The sequence below is a fragment of the Myroides oncorhynchi genome (assembly GCF_020905415.1).
GTDB classification, from domain to species: Bacteria; Bacteroidota; Bacteroidia; order Flavobacteriales; family Flavobacteriaceae; genus Flavobacterium; species Flavobacterium oncorhynchi_A.
The window spans coordinates 3,673,193-3,690,081 of sequence record NZ_JAJJMP010000001.1; the positions used below are offsets into that span (position 1 = coordinate 3,673,193).

General features: G+C 32.8%; 18 protein-coding genes. 13 read left to right on the forward strand and 5 right to left on the reverse strand.

What is annotated here, in order from left to right:
- Window positions 1–65: 65 nt before the first annotated feature.
- Window positions 66–1,049: a PhoH family protein gene (locus LNQ81_RS15990; RefSeq protein ID WP_229948455.1), complete on the forward strand. Its 984-nt coding sequence runs from the start codon at window positions 66–68 to the stop codon at window positions 1,047–1,049.
- A 30-nt stretch (window positions 1,050–1,079) separates the two neighbouring features.
- Here LNQ81_RS15990 and LNQ81_RS15995 read toward each other — a convergent pair whose 3' ends face one another.
- The 3 genes from LNQ81_RS15995 to LNQ81_RS16005 all read right to left on the reverse strand — a co-directional run bounded on the left by LNQ81_RS15995 (window position 1,080) and on the right by LNQ81_RS16005 (window position 2,896).
- Window positions 1,080–1,865 (reverse strand): hypothetical protein, encoded by a 786-nt coding sequence (locus tag LNQ81_RS15995; RefSeq protein ID WP_229948457.1) that lies wholly within the window; start codon window positions 1,863–1,865, stop codon window positions 1,080–1,082.
- Between the two features lie 269 nt (window positions 1,866–2,134).
- Window positions 2,135–2,623 (reverse strand): Cys-tRNA(Pro) deacylase, encoded by a 489-nt coding sequence (gene ybaK / locus LNQ81_RS16000; RefSeq protein ID WP_229948458.1) that lies wholly within the window; start codon window positions 2,621–2,623, stop codon window positions 2,135–2,137.
- Window positions 2,624–2,659: 36 nt separating this feature from the next.
- Window positions 2,660–2,896 (reverse strand): hypothetical protein, encoded by a 237-nt coding sequence (locus LNQ81_RS16005; protein ID WP_229948460.1) that lies wholly within the window; start codon window positions 2,894–2,896, stop codon window positions 2,660–2,662.
- A 244-nt stretch (window positions 2,897–3,140) separates the two neighbouring features.
- Between LNQ81_RS16005 and LNQ81_RS16010 the strand changes: the two genes are divergently transcribed.
- From LNQ81_RS16010 to LNQ81_RS16020, 3 genes are all read left to right on the forward strand, one after another.
- Entirely contained in the window at window positions 3,141–4,091 is a 951-nt protein-coding gene (locus tag LNQ81_RS16010) for an isopenicillin N synthase family dioxygenase (RefSeq protein WP_229948462.1), read from the forward strand.
- Window positions 4,092–4,324: 233 nt separating this feature from the next.
- Complete coding sequence (locus LNQ81_RS16015) at window positions 4,325–4,672, forward strand: translation initiation factor (RefSeq protein WP_229948463.1); 348 nt, start codon at window positions 4,325–4,327, stop codon at window positions 4,670–4,672.
- 16 nt (window positions 4,673–4,688) lie between these two features.
- A complete protein-coding gene (locus LNQ81_RS16020) occupies window positions 4,689–5,558 on the forward strand; it encodes a nucleoside phosphorylase (protein ID WP_229948471.1) in 870 nt (289 codons plus the stop codon).
- A 71-nt stretch (window positions 5,559–5,629) separates the two neighbouring features.
- Here the strand turns inward: LNQ81_RS16020 and LNQ81_RS16025 are convergent, their stop codons facing one another.
- Window positions 5,630–6,712 (reverse strand): alpha/beta fold hydrolase, encoded by a 1,083-nt coding sequence (locus LNQ81_RS16025; protein ID WP_229948473.1) that lies wholly within the window; start codon window positions 6,710–6,712, stop codon window positions 5,630–5,632.
- Window positions 6,713–7,549: 837 nt separating this feature from the next.
- Between LNQ81_RS16025 and LNQ81_RS16030 the strand changes: the two genes are divergently transcribed.
- The 9 genes from LNQ81_RS16030 to LNQ81_RS16070 all read left to right on the forward strand — a co-directional run bounded on the left by LNQ81_RS16030 (window position 7,550) and on the right by LNQ81_RS16070 (window position 16,103).
- Window positions 7,550–9,055, forward strand: a complete 1,506-nt coding sequence (locus tag LNQ81_RS16030; RefSeq protein ID WP_229948474.1) for a succinate CoA transferase — start codon at window positions 7,550–7,552, stop codon at window positions 9,053–9,055.
- A 118-nt stretch (window positions 9,056–9,173) separates the two neighbouring features.
- Window positions 9,174–10,019: a substrate-binding domain-containing protein gene (locus tag LNQ81_RS16035; protein WP_229948476.1), complete on the forward strand. Its 846-nt coding sequence runs from the start codon at window positions 9,174–9,176 to the stop codon at window positions 10,017–10,019.
- 23 nt (window positions 10,020–10,042) lie between these two features.
- Window positions 10,043–10,987, forward strand: a complete 945-nt coding sequence (locus LNQ81_RS16040) for a transglutaminase domain-containing protein (protein ID WP_229948479.1) — start codon at window positions 10,043–10,045, stop codon at window positions 10,985–10,987.
- Window positions 10,988–10,991: 4 nt separating this feature from the next.
- Window positions 10,992–11,375 (forward strand): DUF423 domain-containing protein, encoded by a 384-nt coding sequence (locus tag LNQ81_RS16045; protein ID WP_229948481.1) that lies wholly within the window; start codon window positions 10,992–10,994, stop codon window positions 11,373–11,375.
- Between the two features lie 134 nt (window positions 11,376–11,509).
- Entirely contained in the window at window positions 11,510–12,631 is a 1,122-nt protein-coding gene (locus tag LNQ81_RS16050) for a TlpA disulfide reductase family protein (RefSeq protein ID WP_229948484.1), read from the forward strand.
- 135 nt (window positions 12,632–12,766) lie between these two features.
- Complete coding sequence (locus LNQ81_RS16055; RefSeq protein WP_229948486.1) at window positions 12,767–13,885, forward strand: TlpA disulfide reductase family protein; 1,119 nt, start codon at window positions 12,767–12,769, stop codon at window positions 13,883–13,885.
- 121 nt (window positions 13,886–14,006) lie between these two features.
- A complete protein-coding gene (locus LNQ81_RS16060) occupies window positions 14,007–14,501 on the forward strand; it encodes an RNA polymerase sigma factor (protein ID WP_229948488.1) in 495 nt (164 codons plus the stop codon).
- 12 nt (window positions 14,502–14,513) lie between these two features.
- Entirely contained in the window at window positions 14,514–15,116 is a 603-nt protein-coding gene (locus LNQ81_RS16065; protein ID WP_229948490.1) for a hypothetical protein, read from the forward strand.
- 48 nt (window positions 15,117–15,164) lie between these two features.
- Window positions 15,165–16,103 (forward strand): LysR family transcriptional regulator, encoded by a 939-nt coding sequence (locus LNQ81_RS16070; protein WP_229948492.1) that lies wholly within the window; start codon window positions 15,165–15,167, stop codon window positions 16,101–16,103.
- 58 nt (window positions 16,104–16,161) lie between these two features.
- Here the strand turns inward: LNQ81_RS16070 and LNQ81_RS16075 are convergent, their stop codons facing one another.
- Window positions 16,162–16,884 carry a response regulator transcription factor gene (locus LNQ81_RS16075; protein WP_229948493.1) on the reverse strand — a complete coding sequence of 241 codons (723 nt, stop codon included), beginning with the start codon at window positions 16,882–16,884 and terminating at the stop codon, window positions 16,162–16,164.
- Window positions 16,885–16,889: the final 5 nt, after the last annotated feature.

Below are 16,889 nucleotides of genomic sequence, written 5' to 3' on the forward strand. Positions count from 1 at the left end.
GATTTTTTTATAGTAGATTTGAATATACAAAATTAGATTATTTTTTTTAATTAACTCCATTGGTATTGAACGAAAGGATAATAGAATTAACAGATTTTAGCCCTAAAGATTTTTGGGGTCCACAAGACACTCATTTAGATGTACTTAAGAAGTTATATCCGAAGATTAAAATTGTGGCGAGGGGAACTTTACTTAAAGTTTATGGTGATCCTGAGATTTTAGACGAGTTTGAGAAAAGTTTTGACCGTCTAATCAAGTACTTTACTAGATATAATCGCATTGATGAGAATATCATAGAGAGACTAGTCTTAGATAGCGCACCTACCTCACTTCCTACAGATGATATCCTAGTACATGGCGTATCTGGTAAAATGATCAAAGCGATCACACCGAATCAACAGAAACTCGTGAAGTATGTAGAGAAAAATGATATGGTCTTTGCCATTGGACCTGCAGGTACAGGGAAGACTTACACTGGAGTAGCATTAGCTGTTCGAGCACTTAAAAACAAAGAGGTAAAGAAGATTATCTTAACTAGACCTGCTGTAGAAGCTGGAGAAAACTTAGGCTTTTTACCTGGTGATATGAAAGAGAAGTTAGATCCTTATATGCAGCCACTTTATGATGCATTAAGAGATATGCTTCCTCCACAGACACTAGATGACTATATCCTAAAAGGCACTATACAGATAGCTCCTTTAGCATTTATGCGCGGACGTACATTAGATAATGCTTTTGTTATTTTAGATGAAGCTCAGAATACAACGCACTCTCAGATGAAAATGTTCTTAACTCGTATGGGAAAGCATGCGAAGTTTATCATTACAGGAGATCCTGGACAAATAGACTTACCTCGTAAAGTTTCTTCTGGATTAAAAGAAGCACTTTATATCTTAAAAGATGTAGAAGGTATCGGAATGATATACTTAGACGACAAAGATATTGTACGTCACAAATTAGTTAAAAAGATTGTCGAAGCTTATAAAATCAGCGAAGAGCGACCTGATAAAATGTCAATAGAAGAACTAAAAAAAATGGAAGGTAATTAAACCTTCCATTTTTTTTAGTTCTTCTATAATCTACTGATTGTAAGTATCTCTTAAAAACATTAGTTTCTGTTTACCCTCAGAATATAAAAATAAACAATCGTCTCTTAATTCAAAACGATCACAACTATCTAGTACTGACAACAACTCTTTTTCCTTTTGATACATTTCTGTTACATATTCTGGCGAAAGAACTACTTTAAAGAAAATACTATCCCCTTCACATCTCACATCACCATAAATCATGTGATTACCACCACTACCTGAGAAACTTCTCGTATTAATATCAATACAAATCATAGGTATTTGATTTATACCTAGCTCTTCTATTCTTTTATCTTCGTAAGACTGAAAAATCCAGTTTCCTGATAACTTATCTGTATATAAATAATGACCAAAACAAGCAAAATCTAACACTTCTTCTTCAGTACTATTTTGATTTTTAATCAATCTAATAGCTACTGAATGATCAAATCTACCATCACCAAACTCTTTTGCTGTTTCATCTTCATAAATCACTACTTCTATCTCCTCATGTTTAGTACTTGATCTATATATCCTACATTCTCCGTCAACTAATGGCTCTACAAATGGAAATATAATCTTTTGATTTGGTTTTGTACTTGAATAGACAATCCCCTTTTTACCTATAGACACTACTTGTGGTGAATCTTGCGCCACTGCCTTAAAAAAAGTCCCCTCTAAATCATTCTTACTTAATAGATCTATTTGCTTATTATTCGCCTCTTTAAAACCTTTTTCTTTTACTTGATCTACTCCACAAGAAGGAAACAACGAAACAGTTAATGCCAATATCATATTTTCAATTTTACAGTGTACAAAGATATGTTCTACTTACCAGCTAAATAAATCATTCAATCTTTTTTAGTATTAATTTAACTCTGAAACACTACTTTTATTAAACTTTTATCTAATTTGTCCATGCAAAGATACAACAACATTAACTAATCAATATTTAGTTCTGTCAACTATTGTCATAATTATAACAAAATATTAATATAAATGCACGAATTGAACTAATAAAACTTCTTTAAACAAGACAGAAACAAATTTTAAACAACTTATTATCAACTAGTTTTAACAATATCCGCAAACTTAGCATCTATAACATGAAGTAAATCTATTGGATTAATACCAATACTTAATCCCTTTCGCCCACCACTTACATATACCTTCACGTATTCCTTAACTTGTTCATCTATAAATGTGGGATACAACTTCTTCATTCCCACAGGAGAACACCCTCCTCTAATATAACCTGTAATTGACAACAAATCCTTAACCGCTAGCATTTCTATTTTTTTCTCTCCACACACTTGAGCAGCTTTCTTCAAATCTAATTCACTATTAATAACAACTACAAACACATATATTTCATTTCCTTTACCATGTGCCACAAGTGTCTTTAACGAGATCTCTTCTCCTATACCAAGCTTTTCACACACAGACTTCCCATCTATTAATTCGTCTGAAATATCGTATTCACACATCTCATAATTAGCTTTTTTACTATCCAGGATACGCAATGCATTTGTTTTAGCTACTTTTTTACTCATTTTATAAAATTGTACTTACTACTTAAAATGGCAAATCTACAATAATGTTGTCTTATACCCAGTCTGTCTTAAGCAAAACATAAAGTCATCTTGATTATCACATACACAATAAATATTCAAAGAAGAACCTACGAGCTTCTTGAAGATTGGCTTAAAGCTCTTAGGCAATGTAGCATAGAACTCATCCATATTTGATAACTTATATTTAGGATCAACGTCTACTGCTACTAAGACTACAAACTCATTATTTTTTAATTCAATAGGTAATTTCATAGTTTTCTTTTTTAATGGTTATTACGGCAATTTATAAAAAAATTCATTACTTTTTTACATTTGTTGAAAAAATCACAACCCTACTTCCCCATCATTATTCCGAAATAAACAATATTTAAATCTCATTTCTCGAATAAATTAGACCTAATAAAAAGATAAAATGTAGTTATCAACCGTATTTTGTGGAAAAAAAAATTACATTTGCGTCAAATAACTCAAGTAAGCATAAATAACAACTAAGTAAATGCAAAACATTCCTAGTGTTGACTTACGTGATTTCCTATCGGATGACCCGGTACGTAAACAAAAGTTTGTAAATGAAATCGGCCAAGCCTACGAAGAAATTGGATTCGTAGCACTTAAAGGACACTTTTTAGACGATCAATTAGTTGAGAATCTTTACACAGAAGTCCGCAACTTCTTTAATCTTCCATTAGAAACTAAAGATTCTTATGAAGTACCAGGTATTGGTGGTCAAAGGGGATATGTTTCTTTTGGTAAAGAACATGCAAAAGGGAGAACAGAAGGTGACTTAAAAGAGTTTTGGCATTTTGGTCAATACGTTGACAATGATCCTGCTCTAGAAGCATCTTACCCTGCTAATGTAGAAGTAAAAGAATTACCTCAGTTCAACGCTGTTGGAAAAAAAACTTACCAAATGCTAGAAAAAACAGGTGTGTACGTATTGCGTGCTCTTGCTTTATTCTTAGATTTAGATGAGTTCTACTTTGACAAATTCGTTAAAAACGGAAACAGTATCTTACGCCCTATCCACTACCCGCCTATCAAAGATGAACCTAAGAACGCTGTAAGAGCAGCTGCTCACGGGGACATTAACTTGATTACACTGCTTATGGGTGCTCAAGGTAAAGGCTTACAGGTACAGAACCACGATGGACAGTGGATCGATGCTATCGCAGCTGATGACGAATTAGTGATCAATGTAGGTGATATGCTGTCTCGCCACTCTAATAATAGATTAAAATCTACTATACACCAAGTGGTAAACCCTCCTCGTGAATTATGGGGAACATCTAGATACTCTATTCCTTTCTTTATGCATCCTGTAAGCACGATGCCGCTAAACTGTTTAGAAAACTGTATCGACGAGAATCATCCTAAGTTATATGAAGATATCACTTCAGGAGACTTCTTATATCAGAGACTAGTAGAATTAGGTTTGATTAAAGCTTAATTAATTAATCCTATTCAAGACATATTCTTAAAAGAGGAGGTGTAGAACCTCCTCTTTTTTATTTATTGAGAAATACTTTTTAAGTATTCATTTTTTTACTACAGTATATCAATAATTTTTAACACATTTCGTACCTTTACATATACCCACAATAGACAGGCTCTAGATCACTATTATCTATCTTATCTACAGGGGTATTATTATTTTATAAAAGCACCACATTTAATACTTATATGAGTAAAAAAATAAATAGTTTAGATGCCTTAGGAGGATTTGTATTCTCTACTAATAAAGATTTTGAGTTCGAACAAGAAGAATCTCTAGATACATTAGCTCCTAACCAACAGCGATTAGAAGCCCATCTTGACAAAAAGAATAGAGGCGGTAAAGTAGCTACTATTATTAAGGGATTCGCAGGAACTGAAGATGACTTAAAAGACCTAGCTAAAAAGCTAAAAACACTATGTGGTGTAGGTGGAAGTGCAAAGGATAGCGAAATTATCATACAAGGTAACTTTCGCGACAAAATAATGGATTATTTAATAAAAGAAGGCTACAAGGTAAAACGTGTAGGTGGATAATTAAAAATTTAATATTATGAAGATTAAATCATCTGAATTAATTCTAAACCCTGATGGTAGTATTTACCATCTAAACTTAAGACCTGAACATGTTGCTAAAGACATCATCTTCGTAGGGGATCAAAATCGTGTTGACAGAATCACTAGACATTTCGATGCTATCGAATTCTCAACACAAAAAAGAGAGTTTAAAACAACTACAGGAACGTATAAAGGTAAACGTATATCTGTAATCTCTACAGGTATCGGACCTGACAACATTGATATCGCAGTGAATGAAATCGACGCTTTATTCAATATTGACTTAGAAACAAGAGAGATCAAAAAAGAACTTACTTCTGTAAATATCGTAAGAATTGGTACTTCTGGTTCATTACAAGCAGATATTCCAGTAAATAGCTTCGTATTATCTCAATATGGACTAGGACTAGACAACGTAATGCGTTCTTACCTTATCGATAATGTATCTGATGTAGCATTAGAAGATGCTTTCATTAAGCATACGAATTGGGATTTAAGAAAAGGACGTCCTTACTTTATGAAAAACAGTTCAGAACTAGAAGCTAAACTTGAAAGTGAACTAACATTCAAGGGTATCACAGGTACTGCAGGTGGATTCTACGGACCTCAAGGACGTGTACTTCGTCTAGGTATCCAAGATCCTGAATTAAACCATAAGATCGATAACTTTAGTTTCGGTGAATACCGTATCACTAACTTCGAGATGGAAACTTCTGCTATCTATGGTCTATGTAAATTACTAGGTCACCACGCTGTATCTCTTAACACAATTATCGCTAATAGAGCTAATGGTACCTTCTCTGAAGATCCTTATGCTGCTGTAGATAAGTTAATCATCTATACATTAGATAAACTTGCTAAATAGTAAGATTACTTATAACAAGAAAAGCTACCTATATCAGGTAGCTTTTTTTGTATCTATACATTGTGTATTTCTTAATTATGCTTCTTATAAAAAGCTTTCATTGACCCGTAATACATCTCAGGTGCCTCGAATGGAGTATTATGTGAAGCGTTTTTTAGATAAACCAATTCCTTATCTTTCTCAGAAACATTCTTAAGCCCTTTAAATATCGTTCTACCTTGATCCACTCCTATCGCATAGTCAAATTCTCCTTGGATAACCAGTACAGGAGTTTTAATCACAGCTAGATCCTCTACAATATTCAGATTATTATATGATTCTGTGTTCATAAATACCTCATTGATATATTCAAGTCTTACCATCGCCTTCTCGACAAGTTCTGGTGTGTATTTTACACTTTTGAAAAAGTCAGGATCTGCTAGTACCTTGTCCTTTTTTGCCTTATTTGCAGGATTAGCCCAGTACACATCAAAGCCCAACTCTTTAGGAAACTCGTATCTTACTAGATTCATATCTTTAAAGAAGTCTTTAAATCCTTTGCCTTCGATCTCGTTAAGTGAAGTCAGAATATCTTGATATATCTTCTTTTTAGCAGGATCAGTAGTCGTTTTAAGTAGGTCAGTTGCTAGTTTGCGTTCATGGTTAATCAATGCAAAGTTTCGCTGTGGACTATCCGCAAACCCAGAGCTACTAATATATGAGTTAATCTTCTCTTGGTATTTGATTAGATATAAAAATCCATAAAGTCCACCCCAAGATGTACCTAACAGATTGATTTTCTTATTTGGATATTTAGTTTTGACAAAATCGACTACATTGTCTAAATCTTGCACGAACTGATCTGTTGTTAACATTGCCTTGTCTGTACACTCATCTGACTTCCCTCCTCCTCGTTGGTCAAAATACACCACCAAATAATCTTTCTCAAAGACATCTTTAAGGAATGCGTGATCTACAGAGAATGCCCCTGGGCCACCGTGTAACGTTATAATAATCGGCTTATCTGCATTTCCTATTGCATTAGCATATAGATTAGACTTCTCCACAGGAATAAAGAATTCTTCATCTATCTGAGCATTCTTTTTCTTCTGTGCTTGACTAAGACTTATCCCTACGAATAAAGACGTTATTAAGCATAATAGTAATGTTTTCATTGCTTTGGCTTTTGATTTTTGGAATAAGACGACAGATTGACAATTTAGTTACAGTTAGTATAAAATATTTAATATTTGACAACTATCCCTTCTTTTATCACACACATCCATCAACACTTCATTCTAATTATCTGCAAAAATAAGGACGCTTAAATTAACATTTTGGCTCAAGAGAAATAAAGTCCACTTATTACCGAAAAAAACCATTTTTAACCACTTTTTGTCAAAAAAGACCATTTTTTGCCATTTTTTAAAACACAAATAATTGATTTTCAATAATATAAAATACTAAAAACATCCTTTTGTTCGGAACGCGTTCGGAAAAGTTCAGTATTTGTTCGGACGAAGGGGTCGTTTTCCGAAGAACGACCAAATAGTGCTACAACCCTTCCCGAACAAACCCATCATTTTACCACATTTACCCAAAACAAGTTAGAATATCGCGTACAATATCATTTTATTTCTCTACATTAAAGAACTTCACTACTACTCAAAAGTTCGCTAAGAATCATCTTCTATTCTGCGTATTCTCATAATAAGTATAAAGTTATTCTTGTTTCTGAAACGCAATATCTAGTAGTTTTCCTTCTTTATTTAAGGATTTGATAAGAAAAAAAAGCAAAAAAGTAGTTTGTTGATTTAAAACCTGCCAAAGAAAAGTCAGTTAATTTTTAGATAGGCACCACTTCTGTTTTTATATCTTAATTTTATAAATATAACCACAATATATTAACAATAACAACTCACATTTTCGCATATTTACTTATATCCATTTATTTTATTTGATTGTTCCAAATAAATATGGTTATTTTAAGGAGCTTAAAATTTTTATTTGAAATGACGAAAGAAGACTCGAAATTAGAGAGGATAAAATACGCACCGTTTAGAGAGCGTATAGTTTCAGCTGAAGAAGCTGCTCTCTTAATACATGATCAAGCAGTAGTTGGGGCTAGTGGATTCACTAAAGCAGGAGACAGTAAGTCTGTATTACCTGCATTTGCCTTGAGAGCTGCTAAAGAGAATGTGGCTATCACTTTAATTACAGGAGCATCTCTAGGACAGACTACCGATGCTGACCTTGCTACTAATAATGCTTTAATCCGCAGAATGCCTTTTCAGGCGGATTCAGTATTGAGAAAAACAATCAATAGTGGTCAAGTCAAATATATCGATCAACACTTAAGTGAAACGATCGAACAACTTCAGGAAAAACACATTCCTCAAGTAGATATCGCTATTATCGAGGCGACTTATATTAACGAAGAAGGATTTATCATACCTACCACATCGATCGGTAACTCTGCATACTTCGCTAGTGTAGCACGTAAAATAATAATAGAAGTTAACACTGCTATTCCATTAGAAATAGAAGGTGTACACGATAACAGTGTACCTAAAAAACAACCTCGTAGAGAGATTATCCCTATCCATACTGTAAAAGACAGAGTAGGTGAAACATTTATTAGATTAAATCCAGATGACGTTATCGCGGTAGTGTATTCTAGTATAGAAGATACTCCTGCACAGCTACCTGAGCCAGACGAGAAGACATCTGCTATCTCTGGACACTTACTTAAATTCTTCGAAGAAGAGGTAAAAAAAGGAAAACTAACACACTCATTACTTCCTCTACAGGCAGGTATTGGTAAAGTAGCTAATGCTGTACTTACAGGGTTTATCGACGGACCGTTCCACGATCTAACGATGTACTCAGAAGTACTTCAAGACAGTACATTTGACCTTATTGATTCAGGTAAAATGACATTCGCTTCTGGTTCTTCTATTACAGTGACAGAAGATTGTTATGCTAAGATCATCAATAACTTCAGTCAATATAAAGACAAATTAGTATTGCGTCCACAGAATATCAGTAACGCACCTGAGGTAATCCGTAGATTAGGAATTATCGCTATCAATACAGCTATCGAATTTGACATCTATGGTAACGTAAACTCTACGCATATCGGGGGAAGTAAAATGATGAACGGTATCGGTGGATCAGGAGACTTCGCTCGTAATGCTTACTTAAGTGTATTCGTAACGCAGGCAGCTTCCAAAGAAAACAACATTTCTCACGTACTACCGATGGTATCTCACGTAGATCATACAGAGCACGATGTAGATATCTTAGTGACTGATCAAGGACTAGCTGACTTAAGAGGGTTATCTCCTAGAGAGCGTGCTGAAGTGATCATAGAGAACTGTGTACACCCTGAATATAAAGCAGAATTAAGAGACTATTACGAAAGAGCTAAAGAGAGACAAGGACATACTCCTCATCTTTTAGAAGAAGCTTTCAAGTTCCATATTCGCTTCCAAGAGAAAGGTTCAATGAAACCATAATATAACTGAAAAACTCTACTCTTTTTGATGTAGAGTTTTTTTTTGCTTTACTCTTATTTTAATGTATAATTCAAGCCTCATTTTATTATCTTAGCATAAAAATGTAGCAAGATTTAAAATGGCAAACGTAAATATAATAGGGGTACCAGAGCACTTTAACTTTCCATGGCAGCTATGCATCGAAAATGGTGAATTTGAAGAAATTGGCATTGATTTACAATGGACTGATATTCCAGAAGGAACCGGTAAGATGTGTCAAATGCTAAGAGATAAAGAAACTGACTTAGCTGTAATTCTAACAGAAGGAATCATAAAAGACATCTCTGAAGGCAATCCATCTACTATTATACAAGAATACGTAGCCTCTCCTCTACAATGGGGAATCCACGTAGCACATCATTCTCCATTCACTAAAGTAGAAGATCTAGAGGGTAAGCGTATTGCGATTAGCAGATATGGTTCGGGATCTCATCTGATGGCTATCGTACATGCTCAGAAGATGAATTGGGATATCACTAAACTAGAGTTCGTGATCGTCAATACACTTGATAATGCTGTAAATTCGCTTACTGAGGGAGAAGCAGACTACTTTATGTGGGAACACTTTATGACTAAACCTATCGTAGATAAAGGTGTATTTAGAAGATTAGGGGACTGCCCTACTCCATGGCCATCATTTGTGATAGTAGCGAATAATGAATTCTTAGCAAAGAATAAAGGGTTAATAACAAGCTTATTAGAGTGTATCAATACAACTACAGAGGAGTTCAAAATGATTCCTTCTATAGATCGTACTTTAGCCACTAAGTTTGACATCGAGATAGAAGACATCAGAGAATGGATGGGAATGACACAATGGTCTCAAAGACCACTATCAGAAAGACACTTTACTAAAGTACAAAAACAATTAATAGATTTAAGTATCATCTCGAATACTATTAGTTACCATGACATCGTTTTATAATATAGTTTTGAGTATAAACTAAGATGAATAGCACTCCCGAATTAGCTAAAAAACCTTCTGAAAAAAAATGGCTTAAGTATCTAAGAGTCCCAAAACCATGGGATAATATCATCATACTTATTCTCAACATACTTGTTACCATTCCGATATTCATCATCGTTCACCAAAACATAGATGATCCGAACTGGCCATATCAATTAGATCGTGTCATTTTATTTTTATCAATTATAGGTGTTTTACAGTTTCTATTACAGAAAATGAAACTTATTTTGAATATTTTGTTGGCAGTCTATCTAATTGTCTTAGTTGTTGGTTCATTATTTGGAGGATATGGTTATCATGCAGTTTTTGATGATTATAAAGTTATGATTTATGCTATGGCAGAAGATCCTAAACCACAGGATTTAATCATATCTAAATTATTGCCTTTTCCCAATAAAAACAAAATTATACCTGCTATAGAGTATGACAAGCCACTAGTAAGAAACTATGCGCTAGCTACTACACGCAAGCATTTTACCAATATACCTAATGCACATCAGTACAGACAAATCATACAGTCTCTAGCCATCTTCAAAGAAGTACGTACAAAGTGGAATTATGTCAATGATCCCAAGGGTAGAGAATACATTGCTACAGCATCAGAATCACTTCAGCATTTCTCTGGAGATTGCGATGACTACTCTGTTTTAATGGCAGGGTTAGTAAGAGCTATAGGCGCCACTCCTAGATTAATACACACAAAAGAACACATGTATCCAGAGCTACTTATTCCTAATAAAGGAGACTTAGACCAAGTAATTTATTTAATTAAAGAAGTTCTTTTTAAAGAAGAAAGCAAAGGAAAAGAGATACATTATCATATAGACGAACGTGGACAGATATGGTTAAATCTAGACTATACAGCCCGATACCCTGGAGGCCCGTTTATGTCAGAAGAAATATTAGGCCAACTTACATTTAATTAACAATATGGAAATAGTAAATACTACAGCGCTAATCGCAGGAACTATCTACGGTTCTCTTGCTATTATATTTGGAGCATTCGGTGCTCACGCTTTAAAAAAACACATGACTAATGAACGATTAGAAAGCTTCGAAGTAGGAGTAAAATATCAGATGTATCATGCCATCGTTCTTCTTGTGTTAGGAATCATGCCAGCTGAACTACATCTTAAAAATGCGATTAATATCATCATCATAGGTGTATTCTTATTCTCATTTAGTATCTATGGATTAGTCCTAAGTGCAACATTTAAGAAGAAAATTAAAATATTTGGACCGATAACACCACTTGGCGGACTATGTATGGTCATAGGATGGGTAATACTTTTAATCCAATTCATTAAATTATAACCTTATACGCGTTCTATAAACTTACTATACTCTAGCATTTTTCACAGAATTTTAATTTTATATCCTTTTTTAAGTATATTTGTTTTAATAGTTCAAAAACTATTGTATTATAAAACCTTAAATAAAAACTATAAATGAAAAAATTCTTAACAGTACTTGGAGCAGTAGCATTACTAGCTTCATGTAACAAAGAAGCTACTGGCTACACTATCACAGGGGAAACTAAAGGTCTAGAAGATGGTGTTAAAGTATATATTGAAAAAATAGATCTTGCAACAGGCAACCCTATTGCTGTTGACTCAACAGAAGTAAAAAACAACACGTTCTCATTCAAAGGAGTAGCAGATCAATTAGATCAAAATTTCTTAACCTTTGCAAAACAAGAAGGACGAGTTCCTTTTGTCTTAGAAAATGGAAATATTGTTGTTCAATATGATGTAGCTCACCTTGAAAATAGTTCTGTTTCGGGAACTAAAAACAATGACGAATACATGACTTTTAACAATAAAGTAAGTGAGTTAGAAAAAGCTATCTTCCAATATCAAAGTGATAACCAAGATGCATTCAAAGCTGCAAGTGAAAGTAAAGATCAAGTTAAGAAAGATGCTATCATGGCTGGCTATATGGCATTAGCTGAAAAGTATGGTGACTATGTAGATAATTATGTAGATGAAAATCCTAGTAGTTTTACAACACTTACTTATGTAGCTGCTAATACAAATCAGTACATTAAAGAAGAATTACAAGAAAAATATAACAAACTAGACGAGACTTTAAAACAATCTACTGTTGCCAAAGCTTTTAAAACTACAATAGATGCTATTCCTGATGCTAAAGTAAAAATCGGAGATAAAGCACCTGATTTTTCTGCTAAATCACCAGAAGGAAAAGAAATCTCTTTAAAAGAAAGCTTAGGAAAACTTACTATTATAGATTTTTGGGCATCATGGTGTGGTCCATGTCGTCAAGAGAATCCTAATGTAGTAGCATTATATGCAGAATACCATGATAAAGGTTTAAATATCATTGGTGTCTCTTTAGATAAAAATAAAGATAAGTGGGTAGAGGCTATCGCTGTTGATAAATTAACATGGAATCACATTTCTAACTTACAAGGATGGGAAGAGCCTATCGCTCAAAGTTATGAAGTACGTGCAATTCCTGCGACTTATCTTTTAGATGAAAATGGCGTTGTTATCGCTAAAAACTTAAGAGGTAAAAAACTTAAAGCTAAAGTAGCAGAACTATTAAAATAATTAGATTATCAAAATTTTAAAAAGGGTTATAGAAGGTTCTATAACCCTTTTTTTATGCTCTATATTTATTCGATACAAGCTAAATATTATTTTATTATATTTAGCTCTGTACAAATTCAACAAAAAGAACTTATAATGAAAACAATACCTTTACTGATAACAGCCTTAATGTTAATAAGTTTCACTCCTAAAGACAAAGGTTATTTATTAAAAGGAAGTACTAAAAATGTTCCACAAGGTGAAATGATCTATCTAAAAGTATTGGATCCTAATACTAATTCTTTTAACACAATAGACTCGACCCGTCTTAAAAACAATATATTTGAGTTTAAAGGTAATACTGAATACCCTACTTATGCTCTACTACAACTTTCTAAAGATGTAACAGAAATCGTAGTACTAGAAGATGGAGAAATAAACTTTAAGTACGACCTAAACGACGACCTTGGAACTTCAGCTACAGGTACGAAGAATAATAATCAATTAAATGCTTTTCACAATAGTATAAAAAAAGTACAAAAAGATGCCAATCATTATAGAGATATTAATCAAGATATCCTTACAAAAGCAATAACTGATAACGATAAAGAAATTCTAGAAAAACTATCACAAGAATTCAAAGTCTATGTTGGTCAAATCAATGATATTATCACAAACCAGCTAAAAGATTACAGCGATACTTATACATCTGCAGTAATCCTTCATCAGAGATTAGATAATCAAAACATAGAGCCTAAGGAAGCAAGAATATATTACAATCGCTATAAAGAGGATATAAAAAAATCTAATATCGGATTAGGAATTAAAAAATTAATTGATAATTCTAGTTCCCAAACCCTAATTCAAGTAGGAGATAAAGCTATTGATATTAGAGGAAATAGTCCTGAAGGAAAAGAAATTTCTCTTTACAATAGTTTAGGCACGATAACTCTACTTCATTTTTGGGCTCCCTGGTGTCCTTCTTGCCATGAAACACTACCTGTAATAAAAGAGCTCAATAAACAATATCAAGATAGAGGTTTAAATATTTTTAGTGTTGCATTAGAAGAGAATACACAAGAATGGATAGATACAATTAAAAAAGAAGAACTAAATTGGTTTCATATAGCTAATCTATATGAAGTACAATTACAATACGGGGTAAAAAACATACCTACTGTTTTCATACTTGATAAAAATGGTGTAGTTATAGATGTCAATCATCTAGAAAACAACCTTAAACAAATCATAGAACAGGAATTAGACAGAGAATAATTCTGCAATTATTCCTAATTAAAACAAATTATTGAACTGCTTTTACTATCTATATGTCAACAAAAAATAATTTTTATAACAAAAGATGTAACAAAAAACACTCACTGACTACTTATAGAATATGAACAAACATCTTGAACAAGAATTCGTAGCACTATTAGATAAGAATCAGAATCTTATCCATAAAGTTTGTCGACTATATACAGTTGATGAAGCTGCTCATAAAGACTTGTTTCAAGAAATATCTATTCAGCTATGGCATGCTTATCCAAAATTTAGAGGTGATTCTAAATTTTCTACATGGGCGTACCGAGTAGCACTGAACACAGCAATCTCTTTATATAGAAAAAAGACCCGAGAAGTAAATACCATTCCCTATGACAGTTCTTTTTGCAAATTCGAATATACTGAATACAACTACCAAGAAGAGGAACAATTAAAGCTCATGTATAAAGCATTACAGCAATTAAATGATATTGAAAAAGCACTTGTTTTCATGTATTTAGAGGAAAAAGACTATGAAGAAATTTCCGAAACCTTAGGTATTAGTGAGGTTAATGCAAGGGTTAAAATGAATAGAATTAAAACTAAACTAAAAAAAATATTAAATCCCTAGACGAATAAGAATATGAAGGAGTTAGATTTACTAAAAAAACATTGGAATAGCGATCAGCAATTTCCACAAATTTCTTCGCAAGAGATTCATAAGATGATACATAAAAAATCTTCTTCTATTGTGATGTGGATATTTATTATCAGTATCATTGAATTCATTGTATTAAATGGATTTAGTTATCTATTTATCTCAGAAGATAAAGACGAAAATATAGGACCAGTATATTCATTTATGATAAATAATTTGGATTGGTTATCACTTATAATTTCCGCAGTTTTTATTAGCATTTTTTATATAAATTACAAAAAAATATGTGTTGCTGATTCCACTCGATTATTGATGCAAACAATTCTTAAGACTAAGAAAACAGTTAACTATTACATATATACCAATCTTGCTATTTTTATCATCGCATTTTTTATAATGTTATTAGATATTTTAACGCATGAAGATAAATTAACTTTTTCAACTGCACTTATTAGCACTGTTATTATTGTGGTAATCTGCTCTATTTTCTTAGGTTTATTATGGTTATATTATAGACTTATCTATGGTTTACTAATTAAAAGATTAATGAAAAACTACAAGGAGCTTGAAAAAATAGATTACGAATAAAAAGTATATCCGTTATTTTAACTAACTTAGACAAAATATCGAATATAAATGACTATTACACAATTAATATATGTATTAGCTGTTGCAGAGCATAAGAATTTCACTCTTGCAGCAGAAAAGACTTTCGTGACACAGCCTACGTTGAGTATGCAAATTCAAAAACTTGAAGATGAACTAGAGGTGCAGATATTTGATCGTAGTACTAAACCTATTCAACCAACAGCTATAGGCCAGGTCATTATCCAACAAGCAAAGAAGATAGTAAACGAATCTGATAGAATCAAAGATTTAATTGATTTAGAAAAAGGATTTATTGGCGGAGAGTTTAAGCTAGGAATGATTCCTACTATTGCTCCTACCTTGTTACCTATGTTTTTAAAGACTTTCTTAAATAAATACACTAAGGTTAACCTAATCATAGAAGAATACACTACAGAGGAGATTATACAGAAACTTCGCAATGGCTATTTAGATGCTGCTATAGTAGCTACTCCACTCCATGAAACAGATATCAAAGAGAGAATTTTATTCTATGAGCCTTTCGTAGGATACATACCCCCTATCTTTAGACAAGATATGGGAGCAGAATTAAAGCAAGATGATCTTGATTTGAGAAAGTTATTACTTCTTCAGGACGGGCATTGTTTTAGAGATGGAATAATCAATATTTGCAACAATACGCTAGCGAGTGAAAACAAGAACTTTAAATTGCAAAGTGGTAGTTTTGAGACATTAATTAACCTTTCAAAAGAAGGCTTAGGATACACATTATTACCATACCTGCATACGCTTTCTCTAAGCGCAGATGACAAAAAGAACCTATTGCAATTTGCAGATCCGAAGCCAGCTCGTGAGATAAGTTTAATCTACACAGATAACGAACTAAAACTACAGATTATAAACGCTTTATATGACGTTATTTTAAGTATCGTAAGAGGAGCTATAGCTTTTCAAGATGTAAAAATAATCAGTCCGAAGAAAGGATAATTTAATTTATGGATATAAAAAAAGGGAAGCAAATGCTTCCCTTTTTCTTGGCTAATAATTAATTATTTTCTTCTTTTTCTTTAACTACAAGTCTAAATCCTTCTCCGTGAATATTTAAGATTTCTACACTTTCGTCTAATTTAAGATACTTTCTTAATTTAGCGATGTAAACATCCATACTACGTGAAGTGAAATAGTTATCATCTCTCCAAATCTTAGTTAATGCAACTTCTCTTGGCATTAAATCATTCTCATAAATTGCTAACATTTTTAACAATTCGTTTTCTTTTGGAGAAAGTTTTATTGGTTCATCATTACCAAAAGTTAAGAATCTCAACTTAGAGTTCAAATGGAATTTACCAATTTGGAATTCGAACTTCGTGTTATCAGTTTTAACCTCTGACGATTTTCTGTGAATAATCGCTTTGATTTTCATTAATAATACTTCTGAATCGAATGGCTTATTTAAGTAGTCATCTGCTCCTACTTTGTATCCTTTTAGGACATCCTCTTTCATTGACTTGGCTGTAAGGAAAATGATAGGCACCTCTTTGTTTTTATCGCGGATCTCCTTGGCTAGAGTGAATCCATCTTTATAAGGCATCATAACATCTAGGATACATAAATCAAAAGTATCTCTTTTGAATTTTTCGAATCCTTCCATTCCATTTTTAGCTAAAGTAACTTCGAAATCATTGATGGCTAAATAATCTTTTAAGATTGCTCCGAAATTTGGATCATCTTCTACTAATAAAATCTTTTTGTTGTTTGTTGTTTCCATATTGT

Excerpts from the sequence above, each read along its gene's own strand:
- LNQ81_RS15995 (WP_229948457.1), bottom strand. The coding sequence starts at position 1,865 with ATGATATTGGCATTAACTGTTTCGTTGTTTCCTTCTTGTGGAGTAGAT.
- ybaK (WP_229948458.1), bottom strand. The coding sequence starts at position 2,623 with ATGAGTAAAAAAGTAGCTAAAACAAATGCATTGCGTATCCTGGATAGT.
- LNQ81_RS16005 (WP_229948460.1), bottom strand. The coding sequence starts at position 2,896 with ATGAAATTACCTATTGAATTAAAAAATAATGAGTTTGTAGTCTTAGTA.
- LNQ81_RS16010 (WP_229948462.1), top strand. The coding sequence starts at position 3,141 with ATGCAAAACATTCCTAGTGTTGACTTACGTGATTTCCTATCGGATGAC.
- LNQ81_RS16015 (WP_229948463.1), top strand. The coding sequence starts at position 4,325 with ATGAGTAAAAAAATAAATAGTTTAGATGCCTTAGGAGGATTTGTATTC.
- LNQ81_RS16020 (WP_229948471.1), top strand. The coding sequence starts at position 4,689 with ATGAAGATTAAATCATCTGAATTAATTCTAAACCCTGATGGTAGTATT.
- LNQ81_RS16025 (WP_229948473.1), bottom strand. The coding sequence starts at position 6,712 with ATGAAAACATTACTATTATGCTTAATAACGTCTTTATTCGTAGGGATA.
- LNQ81_RS16030 (WP_229948474.1), top strand. The coding sequence starts at position 7,550 with ATGACGAAAGAAGACTCGAAATTAGAGAGGATAAAATACGCACCGTTT.
- LNQ81_RS16035 (WP_229948476.1), top strand. The coding sequence starts at position 9,174 with ATGGCAAACGTAAATATAATAGGGGTACCAGAGCACTTTAACTTTCCA.
- LNQ81_RS16040 (WP_229948479.1), top strand. The coding sequence starts at position 10,043 with ATGAATAGCACTCCCGAATTAGCTAAAAAACCTTCTGAAAAAAAATGG.
- LNQ81_RS16045 (WP_229948481.1), top strand. The coding sequence starts at position 10,992 with ATGGAAATAGTAAATACTACAGCGCTAATCGCAGGAACTATCTACGGT.
- LNQ81_RS16050 (WP_229948484.1), top strand. The coding sequence starts at position 11,510 with ATGAAAAAATTCTTAACAGTACTTGGAGCAGTAGCATTACTAGCTTCA.
- LNQ81_RS16055 (WP_229948486.1), top strand. The coding sequence starts at position 12,767 with ATGAAAACAATACCTTTACTGATAACAGCCTTAATGTTAATAAGTTTC.
- LNQ81_RS16060 (WP_229948488.1), top strand. The coding sequence starts at position 14,007 with ATGAACAAACATCTTGAACAAGAATTCGTAGCACTATTAGATAAGAAT.
- LNQ81_RS16065 (WP_229948490.1), top strand. The coding sequence starts at position 14,514 with ATGAAGGAGTTAGATTTACTAAAAAAACATTGGAATAGCGATCAGCAA.
- LNQ81_RS16070 (WP_229948492.1), top strand. The coding sequence starts at position 15,165 with ATGACTATTACACAATTAATATATGTATTAGCTGTTGCAGAGCATAAG.
- LNQ81_RS16075 (WP_229948493.1), bottom strand. The coding sequence starts at position 16,884 with ATGGAAACAACAAACAACAAAAAGATTTTATTAGTAGAAGATGATCCA.